Origin of the sequence: Arthrobacter sp. CAN_A212, from assembly GCF_015752345.1 — a bacterium.
Taxonomy (GTDB): Bacteria; Actinomycetota; Actinomycetes; order Actinomycetales; family Micrococcaceae; genus Arthrobacter_D.
This window is the reverse complement of record NZ_JADOUT010000046.1, coordinates 1-6223: the sequence shown is the minus strand read 5'-3', so window position 1 is coordinate 6223 and position 6223 is coordinate 1. Positions and strand designations below refer to the sequence as shown.

The 6223-nt window shown below is 58.4% G+C and carries 8 protein-coding genes; 6 read left to right on the top strand and 2 right to left on the bottom strand.

Annotation, left to right across the window (positions count from 1 at the left end; genetic code table 11):
- Positions 1–407, bottom strand: a 407-nt coding sequence (locus IWX64_RS16435) for an EAL domain-containing protein (RefSeq protein WP_196868200.1), incomplete at its 3' end; no start/stop codon positions are given.
- 438 nt (positions 408–845) lie between these two features.
- On the opposite strand from IWX64_RS16435, the gene sigK reads away from it, so the two are divergent.
- Both sigK and IWX64_RS16425 read left to right on the top strand, forming a co-directional pair.
- On the top strand, positions 846–1415 hold the full coding sequence (sigK, locus tag IWX64_RS16430; protein ID WP_334683386.1) for an ECF RNA polymerase sigma factor SigK: 570 nt from the start codon (positions 846–848) through the stop codon (positions 1413–1415).
- A 302-nt stretch (positions 1416–1717) separates the two neighbouring features.
- The gene (locus IWX64_RS16425) at positions 1718–1954 is read left to right on the top strand and encodes a hypothetical protein (RefSeq protein WP_196868198.1); all 237 of its coding nucleotides are present in this window, start codon (positions 1718–1720) and stop codon (positions 1952–1954) included.
- Between the two features lie 482 nt (positions 1955–2436).
- Here the strand turns inward: IWX64_RS16425 and IWX64_RS16420 are convergent, their stop codons facing one another.
- The gene (locus tag IWX64_RS16420; RefSeq protein ID WP_196868197.1) at positions 2437–3117 is read right to left on the bottom strand and encodes a VOC family protein; all 681 of its coding nucleotides are present in this window, start codon (positions 3115–3117) and stop codon (positions 2437–2439) included.
- 63 nt (positions 3118–3180) lie between these two features.
- Between IWX64_RS16420 and soxR the strand changes: the two genes are divergently transcribed.
- From soxR to IWX64_RS17180, 4 genes are all read left to right on the top strand, one after another.
- Positions 3181–3654, top strand: a complete 474-nt coding sequence (gene soxR / locus IWX64_RS16415) for a redox-sensitive transcriptional activator SoxR (protein WP_334683385.1) — start codon at positions 3181–3183, stop codon at positions 3652–3654.
- Positions 3655–3999: 345 nt separating this feature from the next.
- Complete coding sequence (locus IWX64_RS16410; protein ID WP_334683384.1) at positions 4000–5184, top strand: ATP-binding protein; 1185 nt, start codon at positions 4000–4002, stop codon at positions 5182–5184.
- A gap of 60 nt (positions 5185–5244) precedes the next feature.
- Positions 5245–5607 carry a DUF7793 family protein gene (locus tag IWX64_RS16405; RefSeq protein WP_442859069.1) on the top strand — a complete coding sequence of 121 codons (363 nt, stop codon included), beginning with the start codon at positions 5245–5247 and terminating at the stop codon, positions 5605–5607.
- A 395-nt stretch (positions 5608–6002) separates the two neighbouring features.
- Positions 6003–6223, top strand: a 221-nt coding sequence (locus tag IWX64_RS17180; protein ID WP_334683383.1) for a transposase family protein, incomplete at its 3' end; no start/stop codon positions are given.

Below are 6223 nucleotides of genomic sequence, written 5' to 3'. Positions count from 1 at the left end.
TTCGTGAGGTGAGCGGTGTCCAAAACCTCCTCATTTTCGGTGAACTCGAACATGACCGATGACGTCGGGAAACTGCATCGCTCGGCCGCGAGCAGTGTCGCACGAAGGCATGCAGCTGGTTGGTAGACCGCGTTCGGCATGAAGTTGATGGAGAGCATCAATTCCTCTCCCGTAGGAAAGAGGCGCGACGCCAGCTCGATTGCCTTGACACGACAGTCTTGGTCGAAGCGGTATTTTTGCTCTGGCGAGATCTTTGACAGGACTTCAAAAGCACCCTCACCGGATAAGCCTCTGACGAGCGCCTCGTAGCCCCATACGCGACCGGCAATCGCGTCATAAATTGGTTGGAAGGCCATGCTGAAATCGAAGTCGAGCTGTGAAGGTGTCGTGCAGCCGTTGCATGCCATGTGGAGCCCTCCCTCACTGGTTGCATCCACCGTAGGGCACAACTGCTTTGATTATGGTGCGCTGGTTTGAGGCCACTTCTGCGGCGCTTCGGAGCGGGTGCGTGATGACCAGTAAATGGGCGCCGTGCGGGCCCCCGCAAACGATCGTTATCGTACCCCTATATGACTCACCTTTGCAGTATTTTCCTCGGCTTTACCTGAGATCGCCTGGAATGCCATGGGGTATGTTGATCAAAGGACGGCCTCGGTTACCGTTTTTCGCTGTTCACCACATTTTCCGTCTGACCGCACGGCGAGCTACCACCAAAGGGCACTCGTTATGAACAGACACGACGGCGCACACTTCAACACCGCCGACTACGCAGATCCGATCCCCATACACCACACAAGGCTATGGATCAGCTGATTTTGAACGCGTCCGAACGTAGATCCGCCGGAGTGAACTTTCAGGCAGATCACAAACCGCTAGCCGAGCTTCTTCACCGTGCGGGCGAAGGAGACCGGGATGCTTTCACCACGTTCTACCAACTCACATCTCACCGGGTCTATGGTCTTGCGCGCCGGGTCATCGTCGATTCCGAGATAGCCCACGACGCCACCCAGGAAATCTTCCTCATCGTCTGGCAGGACGCCCACAAATACAACCCCACAATCGGTAATCCCATGGCCTGGTTGATGACCATCACCCACCGCCGAGCCGTTGATAAAGTCCGCTCAGAACAAGCCAGAACCGACCGGGACGCGCTCTGGGGTGTCGCGAACCACAGCCCGGACTACGACGTCGTAGCCGAAACCGTTACCACCAGAATGGAAGCCCAATCCGTCACCGCCTGCCTGGGAAGCCTCTCTGCCGCCCAACGAGAAGCAATCAGCCTCGCCTACTACAACGGCCTGACCTACCGTGAAGTCGCCGAACGTCTGTCCATCCCGCTACCGACCATCAAAACCAGAATCCGAGACGGACTCAAACACCTGAGAACCTGCCTAGACGAGGGCCCAACCGAGTGAGCCCTCTCCTTCAAAACCAGACAGCAAACATCGAGCAGACCCCCTCGATGGAAGATCCGGCACGACGGCTCGCCGATCTTCAGTCAGCCCGCGCCCACCTGGCACGCACCGTGCTTAGCTTCTTGGCAGGATGTGTAAACACCGATTCGATCTGCGACCCCAGCGCGCACATCACACCAAACACACAGCGACTACTCTGTGCAGCAATACGTGACTTAGTGGCCATAGACGATCAACTGGATGAATCCCGTAATCCGCTCCCCACACCTTTGCCCGAACGCGTTCAGTAGAAAGTAGAACCGATGGACCACAACAGTAGGATCACGCCAGAAGAGCTATTTCCGGCGGACCTAACCATCCTGGATGACATCGAGGTGGAAGTGCTCAACAGCAAGGTTCGCCGTGAGCTGGACGCTGAATACCTCGATTCAAATCTTGAACCTGAAACTGAAGGACGCTTAGAAGAACTCACTACCGAGCTCAACCGACGCGACCTGTTCACAGCACAACCACCGCACGAAACGGGCGACCCGCTGTAACCCTCACGATTAGTGGCCAGAGTCAACAATCAGGGTGTTGATAGTTACTGGCTAGGGGAAACCTATGGAGGCTATGCAGTGAGCTATTCGAACGAACGAACACTTGACACTCTTCGCAGCGAAGGTGCTGAGCAAGAACTGTTGGATGATCTGGAATCACTTGATCGGGACATCGACACCATCCTTCGCTCAGGTGGAACTTCCCACGACGTTCGCCCTACACAGCAGCGGTTTAACGATCTCCTATCGTCCCACTAAACGCCGTAACTCGATTAACAGATCGCCCCAATCGACGGTGGCGCTGAGAACCGGGAAGTGTCGGTGCCGTCCTTTCACGTAATGGTGCCGGGTGCCCTGGAGAGTCGGGGGCGCTTCCAAATCCATACAATCGTCTCTTGGTAGGGTTCTTCGAGAGGTTGATCGCGAAAGCAATCCCCTAGTCCTTGGCGGGCCCGCTGGTGGTTCGACTTGCGTGCGAAGATTCAGGACGGCTGCAGGATCTGTAGCCGACTTCCACCGCCGAGGGGGAAGATGCCTGGGCGGTGGCCAGTGGCTTCGACGGTGATCGGGCTCGTTGTTGCGAGGGATTCCGTGGTGGGGAACCAGGCTCGGCCGGGACTTACGAGGATCAGCAGGCCGTCCGGGTCTCCCACGGGGCTGAAGGAGCCCACAGGACCGGCACCATAGGGAGGAACGCTCGCTGCTTCGTCGAGAGATTTGGTTAAGCCCAGGACATCTGCTGAGGCAACACCGACCTCGCTGATGCAGAGCAGGTCGTCGCTGGAGAACGGGCCGGGCGTCGCGTTGTCAAGGTCGCGACGGATGATGAGCTCGAGCACCGACCGGTCAGGGCCGGAGAAATAGAGCGAGCGGGCATTCCAGGCTGACGAGCATTCGAACTCATCGGCGTCGACCGTGGCGAGAAGCATGGTGCGTTGCTGGAGCCACTGCTTCGCTTCGGCGAACTTGTTGGAAGGAATTGTTATCGCGAAGTGGTGGTCGCCTTGGGCTTCAGGATTCTTCGTGAGGTCAAGGAGGGTCTTGCCAATTCTCACCACCGCGGCGCCGGGCACCTTCTTGACGGCGAGACCAAGGACGCTCTCGAAGAATTCTGCGGCTGCGCTGGTGTTCCTGACCTGCCCGGATATTTTCGTGATCTTCATGCTCACCAGTCAAGATGCTCTAGCTAACTTGAGGTCAAGTCGCACAGGTGCGAGGGTTCCGTTATGACGCGCATCGCCCCACTTGAGCTTCTCTCGATCGGAGACCTCGCGCGACGGGCGGGAATCAGTGTGCCGACCGTTCGCTACTATGAACAGCGCGGTCTTATCCAATCCTCCCGAACGGCGGGCAATAAACGCCAGTTCCCCCGCCATACCCTGCGACGGCTCGCGGTCGTGGCTGCGGGCCAACGCGTGGGACTGACCCTTCAATCGATTGCTGACGCTCTCGCTGAACTTCCCACAGATCGCGCGCCAACACAGCGCGAATGGCGCCGCATGAGCCAGGCGTGGGCGACGATTGTCGCACGACGGATCCGCCAACTTGAGACGCTGCAATCCTCGTTGGACGGTTGTATCGGATGCGGTTGCCTGTCTCTGGGCAAATGCACCCTCTTCAACCCAGGCGACGAGGCCGCCGGCGAGGGCCCCGGTTCGCGATGGCTGCGAAAAGCCGACGCCGATGCCTCCACCCCCTAACAGAAACAGGCTTTCGCTTATCCCAACGTTGCACTCGAGGCAGCCGTACGAGGGTACCAACCGGGCGGTAAACGCTGCACTGAACTCGAGGCGTTGCCATCTAGTATCTCGAAACCAATGTGTGTCGAAACCGATGATTCGAGGGTCGCGACCGGGTGAGACGAGGGACGTGGACGACACGCCAAGCTGTCTGTCTCGGTTCTCGTGCCCGATTCAGATTGCTGAGGACCCACGTTTGCGGGACTCGCATCTCGTCTACAGGCTGTCGGTGTGAGTTCATAAAAATATATGCGGCGATATAAGAAATTCCATATATTGGCTCATATACTTCTATAGACTTCTGGGATGAACCCCGATATGAACCCCGATATGAACCCCTTCGTACCCGGATCTGGCCTTAAACCTCCCGCGCTTGAGGGTCGTGGAGCAGAGATAGACGCGTTCGACCGGCTGATTGTGAGGACTAAACGTCAGGCCGCTGAACGGGGGATGCTCCTTTCGGGCCTGCGAGGTGTTGGCAAGACGGTGTTGTTAAATAACTTCGCCGCGCAAGCTGAACGGCATGACTGGTTTGTTGTCCAGGTAGAAGCCCAGCCTTCTCCGGAAGGGCAGAAAGCGACACGTAAAAAACTGGGCCGAGCGATTGAAGCCGGTGCACGGAGGCTGCGGGCCAGGTCTGCTTGGGACCATGTAAAGGGTGTTCTGGGCAGCATCGGGTCCTTCAACGTGACTCTCGGTGTGACTGGGGTATCGGCTACCCTCGGTGCCACGGAAGGGCGGGCGGATTCCGGAAATCTGGACATCGATCTTGAAGAGCTCGTAGAAGACATCGCCACAGCCATGGCTAAAACCCGCAGCGGTTTTGGAATCTTCATCGACGAGATGCAGGACCTAGACGACGAACTTCTTGGTGCGCTCATTTCCGTCCAGCACATGGCAGGCCAAAGAGGCTGGCCGTTCTTCATCATCGGTGCAGGACTGCCCAACCTCCCGGGAAAGCTCAGCGCATCAAGGTCGTACTCAGAACGCCTCTTTGATTACCGCACCATCGGCGCCCTGGACCAGTCATCGGCAGCGGACGCCATCAGTGTTCCCATGAACCAGCTCGGCGCCCACCTAGACGCAGATGCCCTTCGCGCGCTTGTTACCGCGGCAGACGGCTACCCCTTCTTCCTGCAGGCCTACGGCAAAGCTGTGTGGGACGTAGCCTCCAGCAAGACTGTCAACCTGGACGACGCCAATCTGGCCATCGAAATAGGGACAGAACAGCTCGACGCAGGGTTCTTTAGGGCACGCTGGCAGCGGGCAACGCCTGCGGAACGTCAATACCTGCGTGCCATGGCTGATGATCAAGACGAAGCCTCAGCCACAGCCCGGGTCGCATCTCGGCTTAACCGGGCCGCCAGCCAGCTCACCGTCGCCCGCTCGAACCTGATTGCCAAAGGCCTTATCTATGCCCCTGATCATGGCGCTGTGCGATTCACCGTTCCGGGCATGTCAGGTTTCATCAGCCGCCAGTTCGAAGAATAACCGTGCCCAGTAGTGCTGCACGCTGTCCCGAGATGCTCGTGCCCGTGTAATGCTGTGGAGATGAATATGGGGTCTGTTGCCAAAAGGTTCGTCATTAGTGCTGAGCCAGATTTCAACCGCATCAGATGGGCTCCGGGTGTGACCATGACCGGCGGCGATGTGCGGGAGACCATCGGGGCTGTCGACGCGTTCTCCCGCGCTGGGAGACGGCCACTCCTGGTTCACATTGGTTCCGTCGAACGGATCACTCGGGAGGCCCGCGAGCTCTTGATCGAAGATACGTGTTCGTCGAAGACAGCGGTGCTGGGGATGGATCAGGTAAGTATGGTCATGACCGCTTTCGCCTACACCTCAGCAACTCCAACCCAGTTTTTCACCGACGAGGCAGAAGCCATCGAGTGGCTTCTTGAGCCATCCCCATAACCTCTGCCGCCCAAACTTCCGACTGAGCCCCGCCAGCAGCTGACCGAGTGCATGCTTCTCTAAATCTTGAGGACGTAACAGGACGTTATCGGCACTTGAGATGTCTGAGCGGCCGGGCGAGACCGGAAAGCGGCTCTCCGTGGTTCGTGGTGAAAGTCGGGTTCGTGTCGTAGACGTATAGGGGCTCGTGGCCCTGCTGGGATGGATGTTCTTGACGCATTCATCACTGACAGGGCCCACGAGCCTTGATCGAGCCTACTGCTCAGCGCCCTGACGCTGCCACTACTGTTTTCAACCTGCCCGGTTACCGGGTAACTAGCGCGGAGGTCCTTGCCTGCGGGCAGCGTAGAATCCGGGTCGAATCAGTCCTGGAAGCTGGCTGCAAGGCCTGCGGGGTGATCAGTGCCCGCCGGCATTCACGCCGGTTCCAGCGGATTCGTGACATCCGGGTCGCTGGCCCGGTGGAGGTCATCTGGTCCAAACGCAGGTTCTTCTGCGACGAGGCAGAATGCGCCCGGAAAACCTTCGCTGAATCTACCCCGCAAGTACCCGCATACTCGCGGTCCACGGCGAGGCTGCGGGAGGCCCTGACCGATGCGGTGATCGGATCCGGGCG